Origin of the sequence: Streptomyces sp. NPDC050619, from assembly GCF_040654815.1 — a bacterium.
In the GTDB taxonomy this organism is placed as follows: domain Bacteria; phylum Actinomycetota; class Actinomycetes; order Streptomycetales; family Streptomycetaceae; genus Streptomyces.
Genome location: NZ_JBFAIR010000004.1, coordinates 248,564 through 265,793, shown reverse-complemented (window position 1 = coordinate 265,793; position 17,230 = coordinate 248,564). Strand labels below are relative to the sequence as shown.

Genomic DNA, 17,230 nt, shown 5'->3' with positions numbered 1-17,230 from the left:
GCTCTGTGGAATGTCGCTGCCGAGCCCCATGCGAGAGCGCACCGGCTGTCAGCGATCGAAAGCCGAGCCGAAGCGGGCGCCCGGCACAGGTGCGGCGAGTGTGCCCGGTCCGAAGACCAGTGACCCCGTCGCGGTGATGCCGGAGGCCGTGCCGGGGAAGACCCACACCGCCCCGGTGCCGCTGTTCTCGTCCGGTGCCGAGACGGCGACGTAGCCGCCGACGACCGTGGTGCGGCTGCCGAACCGGTCACCGTTCTCCGCCGCACCGGGAACTCCGGCCGTGTTCTGGCTGAGGACCTGGACCCTGGAGCCGACGAGACCCGCCGCACTCCCCCTGAGGACGGCGAAGGTGCCCGCGTCGGTGCGGCCGGCGTGGTCCTCGCCGGGGATGCCGGTGACGACGTCGGCGTAACCGTCGCCGGTGACGTCGCCGACGGAGACATCGGTGCCGAAGCGGTCGCCGCTCTCCCCCGTCCCGGGGACGCCGGAGGTGTTCTGGCCGATCAGCGCGGCCCTGGGGGCGAGCCCGTTCGCCGTGCCGCGCACCACGCCCACGAGACCGCCGCCCGCCGCCGAGCTGCGGCCGAACACGACGTCCTGCCGGCCGTCGCCGTCGATGTCGCCGAAGGCGATGCTGTCCGCGGACACGGTGTCGGGGGAGGCGATGGTCGGGCCTGTCACCAGGCCGTTCTCGGTGCCCTTCAGCAGTTGCAGCTTGGGCGGCTCGATCGTCCCTCCGTTGTCCGAGTCCCACGAACCGCTGCTGATCACCAGGTCGGTGGTGTCGTCGCCGTCCACATCGCCCGCTCGCATCGCGTAGATACGGACGTCCGCGTCGACGAGGGGGCCGGTGCGGGCCGCTCCGCCGGTACGGCTGATGGGCCCGTAGTGCATCTGATACGCCGTCGCCAGGTCCAGGTGCCCGTCCCCGTCGAAGTCACCGGTCTGGGACTCCGTCCGGCCCTGGCCGACGGTGGTGGCGGTGATGAGCCCGCCCACACTTCCCCACAGGACGGTGTACAGGCCGACGTCACGTGTGCTGCCGATGTCCTCGCCCGGGGCTCCGACCACCAGGTCGGTGAAACCGTCGTCGTCCAGGTCGGCCGCCGTGAGCTGGCCGCCGAAGCGGTCACCCGCCTCCGCCGTGCCGGGTACCCCGTAACGGTGCTGGCTGATCACCTGGCGCTTGACGCCGTTGGGGCCCTCCGCCATGCCGTAGACGACGGAGAAGTACCCGGCGCCCTTCTTGCCGTTGACCGTGCCGCCCGGGGCGGCGATCGCCATGTCGGGGTATCCGTCGCCGTCGAAGTCGGCCCGCGCGGACGTCGTGGCGCCGGTGGCGAGGGTGCCCGCGGGGGCTTCCTCGGCGTAGGACACGGCGGGGGCCGCCCCCGTCACGGCGATGACGGCGGCGGCGACAGAGGCGGCGGACAGCTGGAATCTCCGGGAGGACAAGGCGAACCCCTTGGGATCGAAGGCGGTTGGCCGCGCTTCTCACATGTCGGCCATGCTCGGCAGACAAAAAGACCCGCACGGGGTGACAAAGGTTGTACGCCGCCCATTCACCCGGGGTTCATGTCAGGCGAGCCCCAATGAACGCTTCAGAAAGTCCACTTGGAGCAACAGCAGGTTCTCCGCGACCTGTTCCTGCGGGGTCATGTGCGTGACCCCCGACAGCGGCAGCACCTCGTGCGGGCGGCCCGCGGCCAGGAGCGCGGAGGAAAGACGCAGGGCGTGGGCGAACACGACGTTGTCGTCGGCCGTGCCGTGCACGACCATCAGCGGCCGGTGCGGTTCGGCGGGTGCGGACAGGCCGTCATCCGTGACCAGCGAGCTCTTCGCGTACGACGCCGGGTCCGCGGCCGGGTCGCCCAGGTAGCGCTCCGTGTAGTGGGTGTCGTACAGCCGCCAGTCCGTGACCGGGGCGCCCGCGATGCCCGCGTGGAAGACGTCCGGACGGCGCAGCACCGCGAGGCCGGCCAGCCAGCCGCCGTACGACCAGCCGCGGATCGCCACCCGGGAGAGGTCGAGGGGGTGCCGCTCGGCGAGGTCGTGGAGTGCGTCGACCTGGTCCTCCAGGGACACCGTGAAGTCGTGGTGGACCGCCTTCTCCCAGGCGGGGGAGCGGCCGGGAGTGCCGCGGCCGTCGGCGACGAGCACCGCGAAACCCTGGTCGGCGAACCACTGCGAGGTGAGGTGCGCGTTGTGCGCGGCGATCACGCGCGGGCCGTGCGGACCGCCGTACGGATCAAGGAGAACCGGAAGGGGAGTGTCGCCGTGGTAGTCCGTAGGCATAAGCAGGGCGCACGGGATTCGGCGTGCGCCCCCCTCGGTGAGCGTCACGCGCGGGGACAAACCGGGATCTTCGGCGTACGACGTGACAGCCGCCGCCGGCTTTCCCTCGCGCAGCACGCGCACCTGGGCCCCGGGCCGGTCGAGCGCGGAGGACACCAGCACGGTCACGCCGCCGGCGCGGACCGCCGAGTGCACGCCGGGCTCCTGTGAGAGGCGCTCCAGGCCGAGCTCGTTGACCCGGTAGACGTGCACCTCGCCGGTTTCCGGGGTCTCGGCCTCCTCGCCGGCCGACGCCGAGACCAGCACGTCGTCGTCGGAGACGTCCAGCACCGCACGGACGTGCAACTGGGGTCCGGTCAGCGGGCGTTCGCCGACCGCGAGGACCCGCGCGCCGCCCTCGTCGGCGATGCGCACGAGCTGTCCGGAGGGGCTCCAGCACGGCACCCCAGGGAAAAGATCAAGCCAAATTGGATCTTCGTCCGCGTGCACCATCCGGGTCGCGCCGGTCTCCTGATCGACGGCCAGGAACAGCTGACTGCGCTGGTCGCGCGCCTGTACGAGCAGCAACGGCGCACCCGCCGCTGACCAGTGCACATGCGCGAGGTAGGGGTAACGCGCCCGGTCCCAGACGACCTCCGTGCGCACCCCGTCCAGGCCGATCACGGACAGCTGTACGTCCGCGTTGTCGGTGCCCGCCGCCGGATACGGCACGTGTTGTGGATCACGCTCGGGCTGGGCCGGGTCGGAGATCCACCACCGCCGCACCGGCGTGTCGTCCACGCGCGCCACCAGCAGCCGGTCCGACTCCGGCGACCACCAGAAGCCGCGTGAGCGGCCCATCTCCTCGGCCGCGATGAACTCGGCCAGACCGTAGGTGACCTGCTCCGACTCGGGCTCCGCCAGCGCCAGATCGCCCTCGCCCTCGGCGCCCACGACCCGCAGGGCGCCCTGGGCGACGTACGCGACGAGCCGTCCGTCGGGCGAGGGGCGGGGGTCGATCACCGGCCCGGGGACGGGGAGTTCGCGTGCCGTGCCCGCCCGCAGTTCGGCCGCGAAAAGCCGCCCCGACAAGGCGAAAGAAGCCAACTCGACGGCGGTGTCGGTGGCGTAGCCGACGATGCCGGCACCACCCTCGCGGCTGCGTTCCCGGCGCGCGCGTTCCTCGGGCGAGAGGTGCTCCGCGGCGCCGCCGAGGAGGGCGCGCGGGTCGGCGGCGACGCGCTCCCCGCCGTCCGTCATGTCGAGCACCCAGAGCGAATTGGCCCGGTCCGTACCGGAGTCGGAGCGCAGGAACAGGACACGGGAACCGTCCGGCGCCACGGTGAACGCGCGCGGCGCGCCGAGCGTGAACCGCTGGGTGCGGGCGTGCCGACGGGGGAAAGAGTCAGGCTCGGTCTTCATGACCCGACCATATTGGCCATGCGCCCCCTTGTGCGGCCGTGCGCCGATCGATGCGCGCGGACGGATAGTTATGATCACTAGCGCATAGTGGGTATGAACCTGCTGGCTGCTGCTGTATGGATTTATCTGCCCCCTTAGTCCGAACCCCCGTGCTCCTGTGGATCTTTGGAGGTGAGCCGCCGTGGCACTCTCGATTTCGGCGGTGGTGCTGCTGGCGATCATCGTCTTCCTGTTGATCAAGAAATCAGGACTGAAGGGCGGGCACGCGGTCGTGTGCGTCCTGCTCGGCTTCTACCTCGCGTCCTCGACGGTCGCTCCGACGATCAGTGAGTTGACGACGAACATCGCGGGGATGATCAGCAGTATCAAGTTCTGACCCGCGTCCGGCCTCTGACCGAGCTGTTCGGCTGACGTACGCGCTGCCGTCCCATACGCTCTGCTGTCGCCATATCTGGCACACGGAACGAACAGAGGGGGCAAGGCGGGTGTCCGACAGATCCGACAGTCCGTCCGAAGAGTCGAGATTGCCCGACGAGGTGTGGGAGCGATTCGTCCAGGACAGCGAGCGCGACATCCGTGGCTCGGCGCCGAAGGAACCGTCCGCGCGGGCCCGCATGGTCACCGAGCGGCTGCGGCAGCAGGAGGCGCGGGGGGAGGCGCCCGAGGGATGGCGTACCGGGCCCACCAGGCAGGACCTGGAGAGGCGGGCGACCCGCCGTCGGCGACGGTGGGCGATCCTCGGCGTGCCCGTCGCGATCGCCGTGGCCGTCGTCGCACTGAAACCGTCGCTGCTGCCCGGCGACCCCTTCGGCACGGGCGGACCGGACCCGGCCGCCGCGTCCCCGCTGCCCGCGGAGACCGCCGCCCCGACCGCCCCGCCCGCGGCGGGGGATCTCGAAACCCCCACCCTGGACAGGCCGTTCGCGGGTTCCCCGGCCCTGCGGTGGGCCGACGGCGAGGCCGGCATCGTCCTGCCGAAGGCGACCCCGGTCGGCACGCTCTCCAAAGCACAGGTCGAACAAGCCCTGCGGCAGACCAAGCGGCTGCTGGTCGAAGCGAACCTCGCCCCCGACACACTGCGCGGCGAACGCCCCGACACGGCGCTCGGCGTGATCGAGCCCCGGCAGACCGACCTCCTCGACCAGTTGAACACCGCGCTGCGCACGCCGGACGAGCGGCACGATCCGCTGACGATGTTCAGCCGCTTCGACCCCGCCGAGGCACGACTGACCGGCGACGTGGTCAAGACGCGCGGCCGCATGACGTTCAAGGCCGGTGAGCACGCCTCCGTGGTCGTCCACGCGGACTACACCTTCGTCTACCCGCTCGTCCGGACCGACGGTTCCACCGAGGTCACCCGCACGATCGTGCGCCGTGTCCTCGACGCCGAACTCTCCGACCCGGCCCAGTACCAGGTCACCCCGGGCAAGATCACCGTCCTGCGCTACGACCAGGAGATCGGCAACTCGGCCTGCGAGGTCTACGACGGCTACCTCCACCCCGACTTCTCGACCACCGGGCCCACGGGCGCCCCGGCGACCGGCCCGACGACGGACCCGTACGACCGGAGCCAGGACGTCGACGCGGACGGCCAGGAGGAGTGCGGCGTGGTGTCCCGGGTCTGAGGGGGCCACGGCCTGGCGGGAACCCAGGAGCCCACGTCCTGAACGCCCCGCACAGGGGAGCACGGCCGCCTCGTAGGGTGACCCCATGACGGAACTGCCCGACCGGCGTCTGCTCCTGGTGCACGCGCACCCGGACGACGAGTCGATCAACAACGGCGCGACCATGGCCAAGTACGCGGCCGAGGGTGCCCGGGTGACTCTGGTCACCTGCACCCTCGGTGAGCGGGGTGAGGTCATTCCGCCCGGTTTGCGGCAGCTCACCGGCGCCGCCCTCGGCGAGTACCGGCTGCGGGAGCTCACGGCCGCGATGGGGGAGCTGGGCGTCGAGGACTTCCGGCTGCTCGGCGGCCCGGGCCGGTTCCAGGACTCCGGGATGATGGGCCTCCCCGACAACGACGAGCCTGCCTGCTTCTGGCAGGCGGACGTCGATGAGGCGGCTCGGCTGCTCGTCGAGGTCATCCGCGAGGTACGGCCCCAGGTCCTCGTCACCTACGACCCCGACGGCGGCTACGGCCACCCCGACCACATCCAGGCCCACCGCGTGGCCATGCGTGCCGTCGAGCTGGCCGCCGAAGCAGGGTGCGAGATCGCCAAGGTCTACTGGAACCGCGTGCCGCGCTCCGCCGCCGAGGAAGCCTTCGCGCGGCTTCAGCGGGAGCTGTCCGGCCTCCGCTTCGGCAAGACGGCCGTCATCGACGACGTACCGGGTGTGGTCGACGACGAGGACGTCACCACCGAGATCGAGGGCACCGCGTACGCCGCCGCGAAAGCCGCCGCGATGCGCGCCCACGCCACCCAGATCGACGTGGCCGAGCCCTACTTCGCGCTCTCCAACGAGCTCGCGCAGCCCGTCTTCACGACCGAGTACTACGAGTTGGTGCGCGGCGAGCGTGCCGGGGCGAGAGAGACGGATCTCTTCGCCGGCATCGGATTCGCCGGGATCGGAGACGTGTCATGAGCGACCGGACGACGTCCGCGCTGGCCCAGCCCATGCAACGCCCCTCCCTCGGACGGGCCGCCGCCTACCTCGGCCTCTTCGTCCTCGGCGCGGTGGTCGGTGTGGCCGGGGCGCTGGTGCAGTCCGGCTGGTTCCCGGGCGGGCTGCTGCTCGCGCTGGCGGGCGAGGCCGGGCTGTGTCTGGGCGGCGGGCGGGCCGTCGGCAGCCGGGGCGGGGCCGTCGCGCCCGCCGGCGGCTGGATGCTGGCGGTCATCCTGCTCACCGCCAGCCGCCCGGAAGGCGACTTCGTCTTCGCCGCGGGAAGCGGCTCCTATCTCTTCCTGCTCGGCGGTATGGCTGTGGCTGTGATCTGCGCCACCCTTGGCCGAGGGCGGCAACCAAGTGGCGACGGCGCCCGACTTGGCAAGTGACGTACCACTTCGCCGTACCGCGTCCTTACCGAGTCCGTGCGAGTCCCGTGTGGGTTTCCCCAGCGGTCGTGGGATACGCGCCAGGCATGGCCAGTATGGTGGTGCGCGCCGCCGAGTCGCCCGAGAGAGGTCGTAACGCGGGCGGCGGAGCCAACCGGGAGAACCTGCCTTGAGTCGTGAAACTGACAGTCCGTCCTCCGGGCCCAACGGGCGCGGCGGAGCCGCCTACCCCTCGGGCACGCCGCCGTACGGCACCCCCACGGCTTCCGACGGCGGTCCGGACGCGGGCCGTTCGGCCGCGCAGCCGGAGGAACGCAAGACCGAGACCACGCTGACGACCCGGATCCGGATCAACATCCCCGGATCGCGGCCCATTCCGCCGGTCGTCGTGCGCCAGCCCGTCGGCGACGCCGAGGGCTCCGACGACAGAGGTACGGACGCCGAGGCGCAGGTGCGTGGTGCCGCCACGTCTCCGGGTGCCGTCGCGTCCCCGGGCGCCGCGGAGCCTCCCGCCGAACCCGCGCCGACCGCCGGGGACAGGACGGGCGAGAAGGCGAGCGACTGGTTCGCGCCCCGCAAGTCCGGCCCGAGCAAGGGCGGCCAGGGCAACGGCTCCACCAACGGGGCAGGTCTGCCCGGTAGTTCGGGTGCGGGTGCCGGTGGCACACGGCCCCCCAGTGGTGCCCGCCCCGGCGGTGTGGTCGGTTCCATGAACGTGCCGGGCGGCTCCCGCCCCGGCGGTACGAACGGCGCCGGCCTCTCCGGTGCCACGGGCGGCCCCGTGGCCCCCGGGCACGGCGGCGGCACGGGCTCCTTCGACGTCACCGAGGCCCTCGCCGCGGGCCCACTGGGCAACGGCTCCCGCCCCGGCACGAACCCCGGCGAACCACGTCGGGACGAGCTGCCGTACTTCGCCGGGAACGGCGACGGGCCTCAGGGCGGCCCGGCGAGCAGCGGCGAGAGCGGTTATGGCGGCGAGAGCGGTCACGGCGGTCCGGGCGGTGAGAGCGGCTATGGCGGCGAGAGCGGTTATGGCGGTCCGGGCGGTGAGAGCGGTTATGGCGGCGAGAGCGGTTATGGCGGTCCGGGCGGCGAGAGCGGCTATGGCGACCAGAGCGGTTATGGCGGTCCGGGCGGCGAGAGCGGCTACGGCGACCAGAGCGGTTACGGCGGCCAAGGCGGACCCAACGGGCAGGGCGGACCCAGCGCTTTCAGCGGGCCGAACGGCCATCGCGGACCGGGTGGACCTGGCGGACCTGGTGGGTCGCGGGGCCCCGCGGGCCCGACCGCGGGGCCAGTCACCGGCGACGGGCCGATGGTGCCGCCTGCCGGCACCGGGGCCGACGGTCTGGGCGGTCCCGAGAACTTCGGCCGCTCCGAGAACTTCGGCGGGGCCGAGAGCTTGGGCGGTCCTGAGAACTTCGGGGGGTCGATCGGCTCCGGCTCCGGCGGTCCCGAGAGTTTCGGTGGGTCGAACGGCTTCAGCGGACCTGCCGGTCCCGGGGGTATGTCGGGTCCCTCGGGTCTTGGCGGGCCTGATGGTCTCGGTGGGCCTGGTGGCTCCGGTGCTTACCGTGATCATGGTGACTCAGGAACGCTTGGTGGCTCCGGTGTTTATGGGGATCGGGGGGACTCCGGGACCCTTGGTGGCTCCGGCGTCTTTGTCGATCATGGTGACGCCGCGACATACGGCGGCTCCGGTGGCCACGCCGGCCCTGCTGGACCTGGCACGCACGGCGGTCCCAATTCCCCAGGTAGGCCCGCCGGCCCCGGAGCCCCCGGCCAGCAAGGTGGCCAGGGCGGTCCGAGTGGCCAGAGCAACTCAGTAGCTCCAAGCGGCCTGAGCGGTCCAAACGGTCCAGAGGGTCCGGGTAGCTCCCCTCGCCCCGGCGGCTCGAACGGCCCCGGAAGCCCCACCGGAACGCCCAGCCCCACCGGAATCGGCAGTCACAGCGGAACCCAAAGCCCTCCTCGCCCCGGCACTCACACCGGACCCCAAAACCCCGGCCCCGGCATGTCCCCCGGCCCAGCCACTCACACCACCCGCACCCCCGCCGGAGGCACAGGCACCGGCACAGGCCCGGGCGGCGGCATGAGTGACGACACCGCGATCCTCACCCCGCAGAAGCCGGCCCCCGAACCCGGCACCCACGCCTTCGGCGGTGCCGCGGACAACGTGTCCGGGCACACCGTCACCAGCGGTATCCCCGTCGTGCCGTCCGACCGCAGCACCGCGGGAAACGCGGCATTCGGGCCGGGCTCGCCCGCCGACGGACCGTTGCCGCACACGCCCCCGAAGCTGCCCGAACCGGTCGCGCAGGACGTGCCCGCGGCCCCCGCGCCCAAGAAGAAGAAGGGGCGCAGCAAGCTGGGGCTGCTCACCGGCGGTGTGATCGTCGTCGCCGCCGGTGCCTACGGCGCCGGGCTGCTCATGAACCACTCCGACGTGCCCAAGGGCACCACGGTGCTCGGCGTCGACATCGGCGGCGGCACCCGCGACGACGCCGTCGTGAAGCTCAACAAGGCCTTCGACTCCCGGGTGAACAAGGACCTGAAGCTCTCGGTGGACGGCAAGACCGTCACGCTGAAGCCGGAGCAGGCGGGGCTCCAGTTCGACATGCAGTCCACGGTCAGCACGGCCGCGCACAGCGACTACAACCCGGTCTCCGTGATCGGTTCGCTCTTCGGCAACCACCGGATAGTCGACCCGGTCATGCCGGTCGACGAGGAGAAGCTGCACGCCGAACTCCAGGACGCCGCCGGCGGCACCGGCTCGGCGACCGACGGCACGATCAAGTTCGAGGACGGCAAGGCCGTCGCCGTGTACGGCAAGGCGGGCAAGGCCATCAACGTCGACCAGTCGACCGCGGCGGTAGAGGAGGCGTACCGCGCCCAGGTGGAGACCGGCACGGCCTCCGCGGTGTCGCTCCCGACGACCACCAAGCAGCCGACGATCTCCAACGCCGAGGTCGACCGGATGATGAAGGAGTTCGCGGAGCCCGCGATGTCCCAGAACGCCATCGTGCAGACCGACGCGGCGCACAGCATCCCGTTCGGCGCGCTGTCACTGCCGAAGATCCTCGGCTTCAAGGCCATCGACGGCAAGCTCGTGGAGACGTACAACCTCGAGGCGCTCAAGGCGGCGTACGGCGACACCTTCGACGGCGTGCAGATCGACGGCGCGAGCGGGAAGCGGGACGTCCTGCCGCAGGACGTCGCCTCGGCGCTGGGCAAGGCTCTGCGCGGCAAGACCACGGCGGAGCGCACCGCGGTCATCGACACCAGCCCGAGCTGACCCGCACGGAGTGCCGCACGACATGACATCCGTCATGCGGCACTCCGGACGAGCGACACTGCCCGCGCCCGCACCCCCGCGGCCACCATGGCCGTATGACTACGACGACAGCCTCGGTGGTCGCGTTCGACCAGGTGAGCAAGGCATACGGCGCCGTCCGGGCCGTGGACGGACTGTCCCTGACGCTGCGCCCGGGGGAGACCGTGGCCCTGCTGGGTCCCAACGGCGCCGGCAAATCGACCACCCTCGACCTGCTGCTCGGCCTCAAGCAGGCCGACAGCGGCACCGTCCGCCTCCTCGGCACCAGTCCGCGGGAGGCGATCGTCGCCGGGCGCGTGGGTGCCATGCTGCAGAGCGGCGGGTTGATGGACGAGGTGACGGTCGCGGAGCTGGTGCGGTTGGCCTGCGCGCTGCACCCGAAGGCGTACCAGCCCTCCGACGTCCTGTCCCGCGCCGGCATCGTGAAGATCGCCGACCGCAAGGTCAACAAGCTCTCCGGCGGCCAGGCCCAGCGGGTCCGCTTCGCGCTCGCCACCGCGGGTGACAGCGACCTCATCGTCCTGGACGAGCCGACCACCGGCATGGACGTCACCACCCGCCAGGCGTTCTGGGCCACCATGCGCGAGCAGGCCGACCAGGGGCGGACCGTCCTCTTCGCCACCCACTACCTCGAAGAGGCCGACGCCATCGCCGACCGCGTGCTGGTCCTGCACCGCGGCCGCCTGCTGGCCGACGGCACGGCCGCCGAGATCAAGGCGAAGGCGGGAGCGCGCAGGATCTCCTTCGACCTGGAGGGCGGGATCGACGAGGCGCCCCTGCGGTCGCTCCCCTTCCTGACCTCGATCGACGTGTCCGGCCACACCGTCCGCATCCAGTCCTCCGACGCCGACGCGACCGTCCACGCCCTGTACGGCCTCGGCGCCTACCCCCGCAACCTCGAAGTCGCCGGGCTCGGCCTGGAGCAGGCCTTCGTCGCCATCACCGCCGCCGAGGAGGCGAAGGCCAAGTGAACAGCCTCATCAAGCTGGAACTCACCCGCGCCCTGCGCAACCGCAAGTTCCTGTTCTTCTCCGTGATCTACCCGTCGGTCCTGTTCCTGATCATCGCGGGCAACGCCGACAGCATGACGAAAGTCGCGGGCACCGGCCTCACCCTCCCGACGTACATGATGGTCTCGATGGCCTCCTTCGGCGCCCTCACCGCCGTCCTCATGGGCAACAGCGAGCGCATCGCCAAGGAGCGCGAGAGCGGCTGGGTACGGCAGCTGCGGCTGACCCCGCTGCCGGGCCGCGGCTACGTCCTCGCGAAGACCGCGAGCGCCGCCGTGGTCAGCCTGCCGTCCATCGTGATCGTCTTCGTCGTCGCCGCGGCCGTGAAGGACGTACGTCTGGACGCCTGGCAGTGGCTCGCCCTCACCGGGGCGATCTGGGCCGGCAGCCTGGTCTTCGCCGCGCTCGGCGTCGCCATCGGCTACATCGCGAGCGGGGACGCGGTCCGCCCGATCACGATGCTCACCTACTTCGGCCTGTCGATGCTCGGCGGTCTGTGGATGCCGACGACGACCTTCCCCGCCTGGTTGCAGGACATCGCCGAGTGGCTGCCCACGCACGCGTACGCTGCCCTGGGGCAGGCCATCGAGCAGAGCCAGGCCCCGCACGCCAAGGACGTCGCCCTGCTGGCCGCCTTCTTCGTCCTGTTCGCGGGCGGCGCGGCCTGGCTCTACCGGAAGGACACGCTGAAGGCGTGAGCGGCAGCGGCGGCGGTATCGGCATCGGGCAGCGCCCGCAGAACCGCACACAGCGGGTGCTCAAGCTCCTGTGGACCGGTATCTGGCTCGCCTATCTCAGCGCGCCCGTCACCGACCTGCTGCACGGCGGGCACAGCGACGGCGTCCGGATCCTCGGCTGGCTCGGCCTGGTGGCCTTCGTCTCCTGGTACTTCGCCCTGATCTTCCGCACCGGACGCGGCAGAACCACTGCCGTGGTGCTCGGTTCGCTGGCCGTCCTCGCGGCGCAGTCGACCGTCCTCGCCCTCAGCCTCGGACGGGAGTGGCTCGTCCTGTTCGTGTACGTGTGCGTGGGCTCCGGGGCGGCCCTTCCGATGCGGCTGGCACGGCTGGCCATCCCGCTCGTGGCCGCCCTGCTGTCGGCGACCGCCCTGGCCGTACCGGACGGGACGGAGTACCTGGCCTCGCTGCTCCTCCCGGCCCTCCTCGGCGGGTTCTCCATGACCGGCGTACGCGAACTCATCCAGACCACCATCGCGTTGCGCGAGGCCCGCGCCACCGTCGCCCAGCTCGCCGCCAACGAGGAACGTCTGCGCCTCGCCCGCGACCTGCACGACCTGCTGGGGCATTCGCTGTCGTTGATCACGCTGAAGAGCGAGCTGGCCGGCCGTATGCTCCCCGGCCACCCGGACAAGGCGGCCCAGCAGGTCAGCGACATCGAACAGGTCAGCCGCCAGGCCCTCGTCGACGTCCGCGAGGCGGTCACCGGCTACCGCCGCCCGCGCCTGCCCGCGGAACTCGCGGGCGCCCAGGTCGCCTTGACGGCGGCGGGCGTCACGGCCGAACTGCCCACCGAGCCCGACCTCACCAGCGTCTCCGAGGACAGCGAGTCCGCCCTCGCCTGGGCGCTGCGCGAGGCCGTCACCAACGTCGTACGGCACAGCGGCGCCCGACGCTGCACGGTGGACCTCACCCGCCGCCAGACCCTGGACGGCCCGGTCCTCGAACTCACCGTCGAGGACGACGGCTCCGGCGGCTCGGACACCGGCCCCGGCAACGGCCTCACCGGCCTCACCGAACGCCTGCACAAGGCCGGAGGCTCCCTGGAGGCGGGCCCGGTCCGGCACGGCTTCCGCCTGGTCGCCCGCGTGCCCTCCGGTTCCTGTGCCGACGTAGGATCCGGCTCATGACCCGCACGATCAAGGTCCTCCTCGCCGAGGACCAGTCGATGGTCCGCGAGGCCCTGGCCGCCCTGCTCGGCCTGGAGGACGACATCGAGGTCGTCGCCCAGGTCGCGCGCGGCGACGAGGTGTTGCCGGCGGCCCGCGCCCACGACGTGGACGTGGCCCTCCTGGACATCGAGATGCCGGGCGCGACAGGCATCGAGGCGGCGGCCCAGATGCGCAAGGAACTCCCGGCGGTGAAGCTGGTCGTCCTCACCACCTTCGGCCGCCCCGGCTACCTCCGCAGCGCCATGGAGGCAGGCGCCGACGCCTTCCTCGTCAAGGACGCCCCCGCCGCCCAACTCGCCGAAGCGGTACGCAAGGTACTGGCCGGCGAACGCGTCATCGACCCCACCCTGGCGGCAACGGCACTGGCAGAGGGCGCGAACCCTTTGACGGACAGGGAGCGCGAGGTACTCCGCGCGGCAGCGAACGGCTCCACCAACGCGGAACTGGCAGCAGCCCTGCACCTCTCCCAGGGCACGGTCCGCAACTACCTCTCGACAGCCATCCAAAAACTGGCGGCACGGAACAGGGCGGAGGCGGTACGGATCGCTAGAGAGAAGGGCTGGCTGTAACCCCCTAGGGGCGCGGGGAACTGCGCGACCAGCCACAACGCACCAGCACACGCACGACGACAGAACCCTTACGGCGTCTGGGCGATCCCTCAGTTCAACATCGCCCGAGCCGCCCGGGCCTGCCCCCGCACCCGCTCCGCGGCCGACTCATCCACACCCCCCACCACCTCCGCATACGCCTCCAACTCATCAGCCCCCGCCGAAAAATCCCCCCGCTGCACCAACAACTGCGCCCGCTCATACCGCAACCGAGCCGCATGCGAAGGCAACAGCAACGACAACTCAACAGCCCACAACGCCACATCCGACCGCTCCGGCCGAGCCGCCGCCCACGCCCGGATGTTGTTCAGAATCCGCGCCACCACCTCCAACGGATCCGCAGGACCAAGCATCGACGGATGCAGGGACGCCCCCGTGGCCCCCGCCACCAACACCTCCGCATCGCCCCCGCTCAGCACCCGCCCCCCGTCGAACGGATCGGCCAGCACCTGTTCCTCCAGCGCCCCGAACCCGACCACGAAGTGCCCCGGCAGAGCCACCCCGTACACATGCGCCCCCGCCCGCCGCGCGACCTCCATCCACACCACCGACAACATGATCGGCAGCCCGCGCCGCCGCCGCAGCACCTCGTGCAGCAAGGACGACTCGAGCCGTTGATAGTCCGCGGCGGAGCCGCGAAAACCACACCGGTCGCCGAGCAGCTCGCGCAGCGACACCGCCCAGGAGCGCGGCCCGCCGGGCCGGAACGGCAGCTGTCCGGCCAGCCGGTCCAGCTCGATCTGTGCGGCGTCCAGGCCGGCCTCGTCCAGCGCCCCGTCCGCCTCCGCGCCCACCAGCAGACACAGCGCGGACAGATCGGGCCGTTCGGAGCGTGCCTCTTCGGCGAACCGCCGCCGCAGTTCGGCGGAGCGTTCGGGCGGTGGGGGATAGGGGGGACGCATAGCTGGGTCGTGCCCTTTCGTGGCGATCGCTACCGGCCGCCGCCGGATGTTCCCGGCTCGCGGTAGTGGTGGTACGCGTGATGCGCGGCAAACCCCATCCCGGCGTACAGCCCCCGCGCCCCCGCGTTGTCCGTCTCGACCTGAAGCCACCCGGCCGAGGCGCCCTCGTCGAGGGCCCGCCGGGCGAGCGCGGTCATCACGGCGGAGGCCAGCCCTTGGCGCCGTAGCGCGGGATCCACCTCGACGGCGGCGAAGCCGGCCCACCGCCCGTCGACGACACAGCGCCCGATGGCGGCAGGCGCACCCTCGCCGGACAGCGCGGCAACCGTGGCGAACCACACCGAAGGCCCGCTCTTCAGCACCTTCAGGGCCACCTCGCTCATGCCCTTGCGCTGGTAGCGCGCCAGCCAGCCCTCATCGGCCTCCCGGGACAGCACCACCCGAGCCGATTCCTCCCGGTCGGCGATCGGCGCCAGCGCCCCGGTCCACATCTCGGCGCTCACCTCCCGCGTCCAGCCCCGCCGCTCCAGCTCCATGCACAGCGGTTCCTGGGTGCCCTCGGCCCCGGTCGCGGTCTGCACATAGGCGGGCAGACCACGGTCGCCGTACCAGCGTCGTACGACGGTCAGGGCCTCGTCGAGCGGAAGGCCGGGGTCGCCCAGCGGCAGGACGGAGTTGGCCCGCCGGGTGAATCCGGACGCGGCCCGCAGTTCCCACTCGCCCAGCCGCTCGCTCTCCACCGGCCGCCAGGCCCGCGAGGCGATATGCGCCAGTTCCTCGTACGAGGCCGAGGGGCCGCGCCGCCTGGCGGGAGCGGGCGGGATGAGCTTGCCCGCGACCAGCGCGGATTCCGGTATCCGGACGCTCTCTCCGTCGCGTCGTGTGATCGTGAGCACACCGTCGTCCCATGATGTGAGAACACCCACCGTGTCGGTGAACTTCTCCGTCATGCTCCCAGGTTCCCCCATGCGCCGTACGGAGACCCGTTTGCCCACGTCAGCGGCGGTTACACGGACCACAAGACGTCCGGTCGCGGAGATTTCCACAGGTCGGTTCACCCCTCCTGTTCGGATCATGCCCAAGAACGGAGATACTAGAGGCGGGCATCGACGACGCCGCGCTCCCGCGCGCCAGGCGGCGGAGCCTGAGGAGGCCCGCCAGCGCCCTATCGAGGAGGAACGACAGCGTGACCTACGTCATCGCGCAGCCTTGTGTCGACGTCAAGGACAAGGCGTGCATCGAGGAGTGCCCGGTCGACTGCATCTACGAGGGCTCCCGGTCCTTGTACATCCACCCGGACGAATGCGTCGACTGTGGTGCCTGTGAGCCGGTATGCCCGGTCGAGGCGATCTTCTACGAGGACGACACTCCCGAGGAGTGGAAGGACTATTACAAGGCTAACGTCGAGTTCTTCGACGAGCTCGGCTCCCCCGGCGGCGCCAGCAAGCTCGGCCTGATCGAGCGGGACCACCCCTTCATCGCCGCGCTGCCGCCGCAGAACGGCTGAGAGCGGCCCGCGCCACCCGCGCCGCCTCGGTCCCGTACGGTCTGATCGTGTTGATCTTGATCGCCGTACGGGACCGGGGCGTTTGCCGTACCAGAAAGTGAGCCAGACCCGTGTCCGCAGTCTCCGACCGTCTCCCCACCTTCCCCTGGGACAAGCTGGCGCCGTACAAGGCGACGGCGGCCGCGCACCCGGGCGGCATCGTCGACCTGTCCGTCGGCACCCCGGTCGACCCGGTCCCCGAGCTCGTGCAGAAAGCGCTGATCGCCGCCGCGGACTCCCCGGGCTATCCGACCGTCTGGGGCACGCCCGAGCTGCGTGACGCGATCACGGGCTGGCTGGAGCGCCGCCTGGGCGCCCGCGAGGTCACCCACCGGCACGTCCTGCCGATCGTGGGCTCCAAGGAACTGGTCGCCTGGCTGCCGACCCAGTTGGGCCTCGGCCCCGGCGACCGGGTCGCTTACCCGCGCCTGGCCTACCCGACGTACGAGGTCGGCGCCCGCCTGGCCCACGCCGAATACGAGGTCTACGGCGACCCGACCGAACTTGACCCGACGGGCCTGAAGCTGCTCTGGCTGAACTCCCCGTCCAACCCCACCGGCCAGGTCCTCTCGCAGGCCGAACTCACCCGGATCGTCGCCTGGGCCCGCGAGCACGGCGTCCTGCTCTTCTCCGACGAGTGCTACCTGGAGCTGGGCTGGGAGGCGGACCCGGTCTCCGTCCTGCACCCCGAGGTGAACGGCGGATCGTACGACGGCATCGTCGCCGTCCACTCCCTCTCCAAGCGCTCCAACCTGGCGGGCTACCGCGCGGCGTTCCTGGCCGGCGACCCGGCCGTCCTCGCCCCGCTCCTGGAGATCCGCAAGCACGGCGGCATGATGACCCCGGCGCCCACGCAGGCGGCGGTGGTGGCGGCCCTGGGCGACGACACCCACGTCCGCGAACAGCGCGAGCGGTACGCGGCTCGCCGCGCGCTCCTGCGCGAGGCCCTGCTCTCGCACGGCTTCCGCATCGAACACAGCGAGGCGAGCCTCTACCTCTGGGCGACCCGCGACGAGTCCTGCTGGGCCACGGTGGCCCACCTGGCCGAGCTGGGCGTCCTGGTGGCGCCGGGCGACTTCTACGGTGAGGCGGGGGAGAAGTTCGTACGGGTGGCTCTCACGGCGACGGACGAGCGGGTGCGGGCGGCGGCAGAGCGTCTGAAGTAACCGCTGGGGGGGTGTACACAAAGAGACGGGGTCCAGGAACATCCTGGACCCCGTCTCCGGCTCTGG

15 protein-coding genes are annotated in these 17,230 nt (G+C 71.6%); 11 read left to right on the top strand and 4 right to left on the bottom strand.

The features are described 5' to 3' along the window. Positions 1 to 48: 48 nt before the first annotated feature. A complete protein-coding gene (locus AB0I77_RS09565) occupies positions 49 to 1,455 on the bottom strand; it encodes an FG-GAP repeat protein (RefSeq protein ID WP_363281822.1) in 1,407 nt (468 codons plus the stop codon). A gap of 123 nt (positions 1,456 to 1,578) precedes the next feature. Beyond that, the gene (locus AB0I77_RS09560) at positions 1,579 to 3,696 is read right to left on the bottom strand and encodes a prolyl oligopeptidase family serine peptidase (RefSeq protein WP_363281821.1); all 2,118 of its coding nucleotides are present in this window, start codon (positions 3,694 to 3,696) and stop codon (positions 1,579 to 1,581) included. Between the two features lie 181 nt (positions 3,697 to 3,877). Between AB0I77_RS09560 and AB0I77_RS09555 the strand changes: the two genes are divergently transcribed. The 9 genes from AB0I77_RS09555 (at position 3,878) to AB0I77_RS09515 (ending at position 13,511) form a co-directional block, all read left to right on the top strand. Then, positions 3,878 to 4,072, top strand: coding sequence for a hypothetical protein (locus AB0I77_RS09555; protein ID WP_363281820.1), 195 nt, complete (start codon positions 3,878 to 3,880; stop codon positions 4,070 to 4,072). A 148-nt stretch (positions 4,073 to 4,220) separates the two neighbouring features. Next, positions 4,221 to 5,321 (top strand): hypothetical protein, encoded by a 1,101-nt coding sequence (locus AB0I77_RS09550; protein ID WP_363281819.1) that lies wholly within the window; start codon positions 4,221 to 4,223, stop codon positions 5,319 to 5,321. Between the two features lie 85 nt (positions 5,322 to 5,406). Next, positions 5,407 to 6,279, top strand: a complete 873-nt coding sequence (gene mshB / locus AB0I77_RS09545) for an N-acetyl-1-D-myo-inositol-2-amino-2-deoxy-alpha-D-glucopyranoside deacetylase (protein ID WP_363281818.1) — start codon at positions 5,407 to 5,409, stop codon at positions 6,277 to 6,279. After that, a complete protein-coding gene (locus tag AB0I77_RS09540) occupies positions 6,276 to 6,689 on the top strand; it encodes a DUF6113 family protein (RefSeq protein WP_363281817.1) in 414 nt (137 codons plus the stop codon). Before mshB ends, AB0I77_RS09540 begins: the two co-directional genes overlap by 4 nt. Positions 6,690 to 6,858: 169 nt before the next feature. Then, entirely contained in the window at positions 6,859 to 9,984 is a 3,126-nt protein-coding gene (locus AB0I77_RS09535) for a hypothetical protein (RefSeq protein WP_363281816.1), read from the top strand. A 95-nt stretch (positions 9,985 to 10,079) separates the two neighbouring features. Continuing rightward, on the top strand, positions 10,080 to 10,994 hold the full coding sequence (locus AB0I77_RS09530) for an ABC transporter ATP-binding protein (protein ID WP_363281815.1): 915 nt from the start codon (positions 10,080 to 10,082) through the stop codon (positions 10,992 to 10,994). After that, positions 10,991 to 11,731 (top strand): ABC transporter permease, encoded by a 741-nt coding sequence (locus AB0I77_RS09525; protein WP_363281814.1) that lies wholly within the window; start codon positions 10,991 to 10,993, stop codon positions 11,729 to 11,731. The genes AB0I77_RS09530 and AB0I77_RS09525 overlap by 4 nt, the downstream gene beginning before the upstream one ends. Next, positions 11,728 to 12,900, top strand: coding sequence for a sensor histidine kinase (locus AB0I77_RS09520; RefSeq protein WP_363281813.1), 1,173 nt, complete (start codon positions 11,728 to 11,730; stop codon positions 12,898 to 12,900). Before AB0I77_RS09525 ends, AB0I77_RS09520 begins: the two co-directional genes overlap by 4 nt. Continuing rightward, positions 12,897 to 13,511, top strand: coding sequence for a response regulator transcription factor (locus tag AB0I77_RS09515; protein ID WP_363281812.1), 615 nt, complete (start codon positions 12,897 to 12,899; stop codon positions 13,509 to 13,511). The genes AB0I77_RS09520 and AB0I77_RS09515 overlap by 4 nt, the downstream gene beginning before the upstream one ends. A gap of 89 nt (positions 13,512 to 13,600) precedes the next feature. On the opposite strand, the gene AB0I77_RS09510 is transcribed toward AB0I77_RS09515, so the two are convergent. Both AB0I77_RS09510 and AB0I77_RS09505 read right to left on the bottom strand, forming a co-directional pair. After that, positions 13,601 to 14,452, bottom strand: a complete 852-nt coding sequence (locus AB0I77_RS09510; protein WP_363281811.1) for a transglutaminase-like domain-containing protein — start codon at positions 14,450 to 14,452, stop codon at positions 13,601 to 13,603. 29 nt (positions 14,453 to 14,481) lie between these two features. After that, complete coding sequence (locus tag AB0I77_RS09505) at positions 14,482 to 15,498, bottom strand: GNAT family N-acetyltransferase (protein ID WP_363282072.1); 1,017 nt, start codon at positions 15,496 to 15,498, stop codon at positions 14,482 to 14,484. Between the two features lie 140 nt (positions 15,499 to 15,638). On the opposite strand from AB0I77_RS09505, the gene fdxA reads away from it, so the two are divergent. Beyond that, positions 15,639 to 15,959 (top strand): ferredoxin, encoded by a 321-nt coding sequence (gene fdxA, locus AB0I77_RS09500; RefSeq protein ID WP_003985062.1) that lies wholly within the window; start codon positions 15,639 to 15,641, stop codon positions 15,957 to 15,959. A gap of 110 nt (positions 15,960 to 16,069) precedes the next feature. Further along, entirely contained in the window at positions 16,070 to 17,164 is a 1,095-nt protein-coding gene (locus AB0I77_RS09495) for a bifunctional succinyldiaminopimelate transaminase/glutamate-prephenate aminotransferase (RefSeq protein ID WP_363281810.1), read from the top strand. The last annotated feature ends 66 nt before the right edge of the window (positions 17,165 to 17,230 follow it).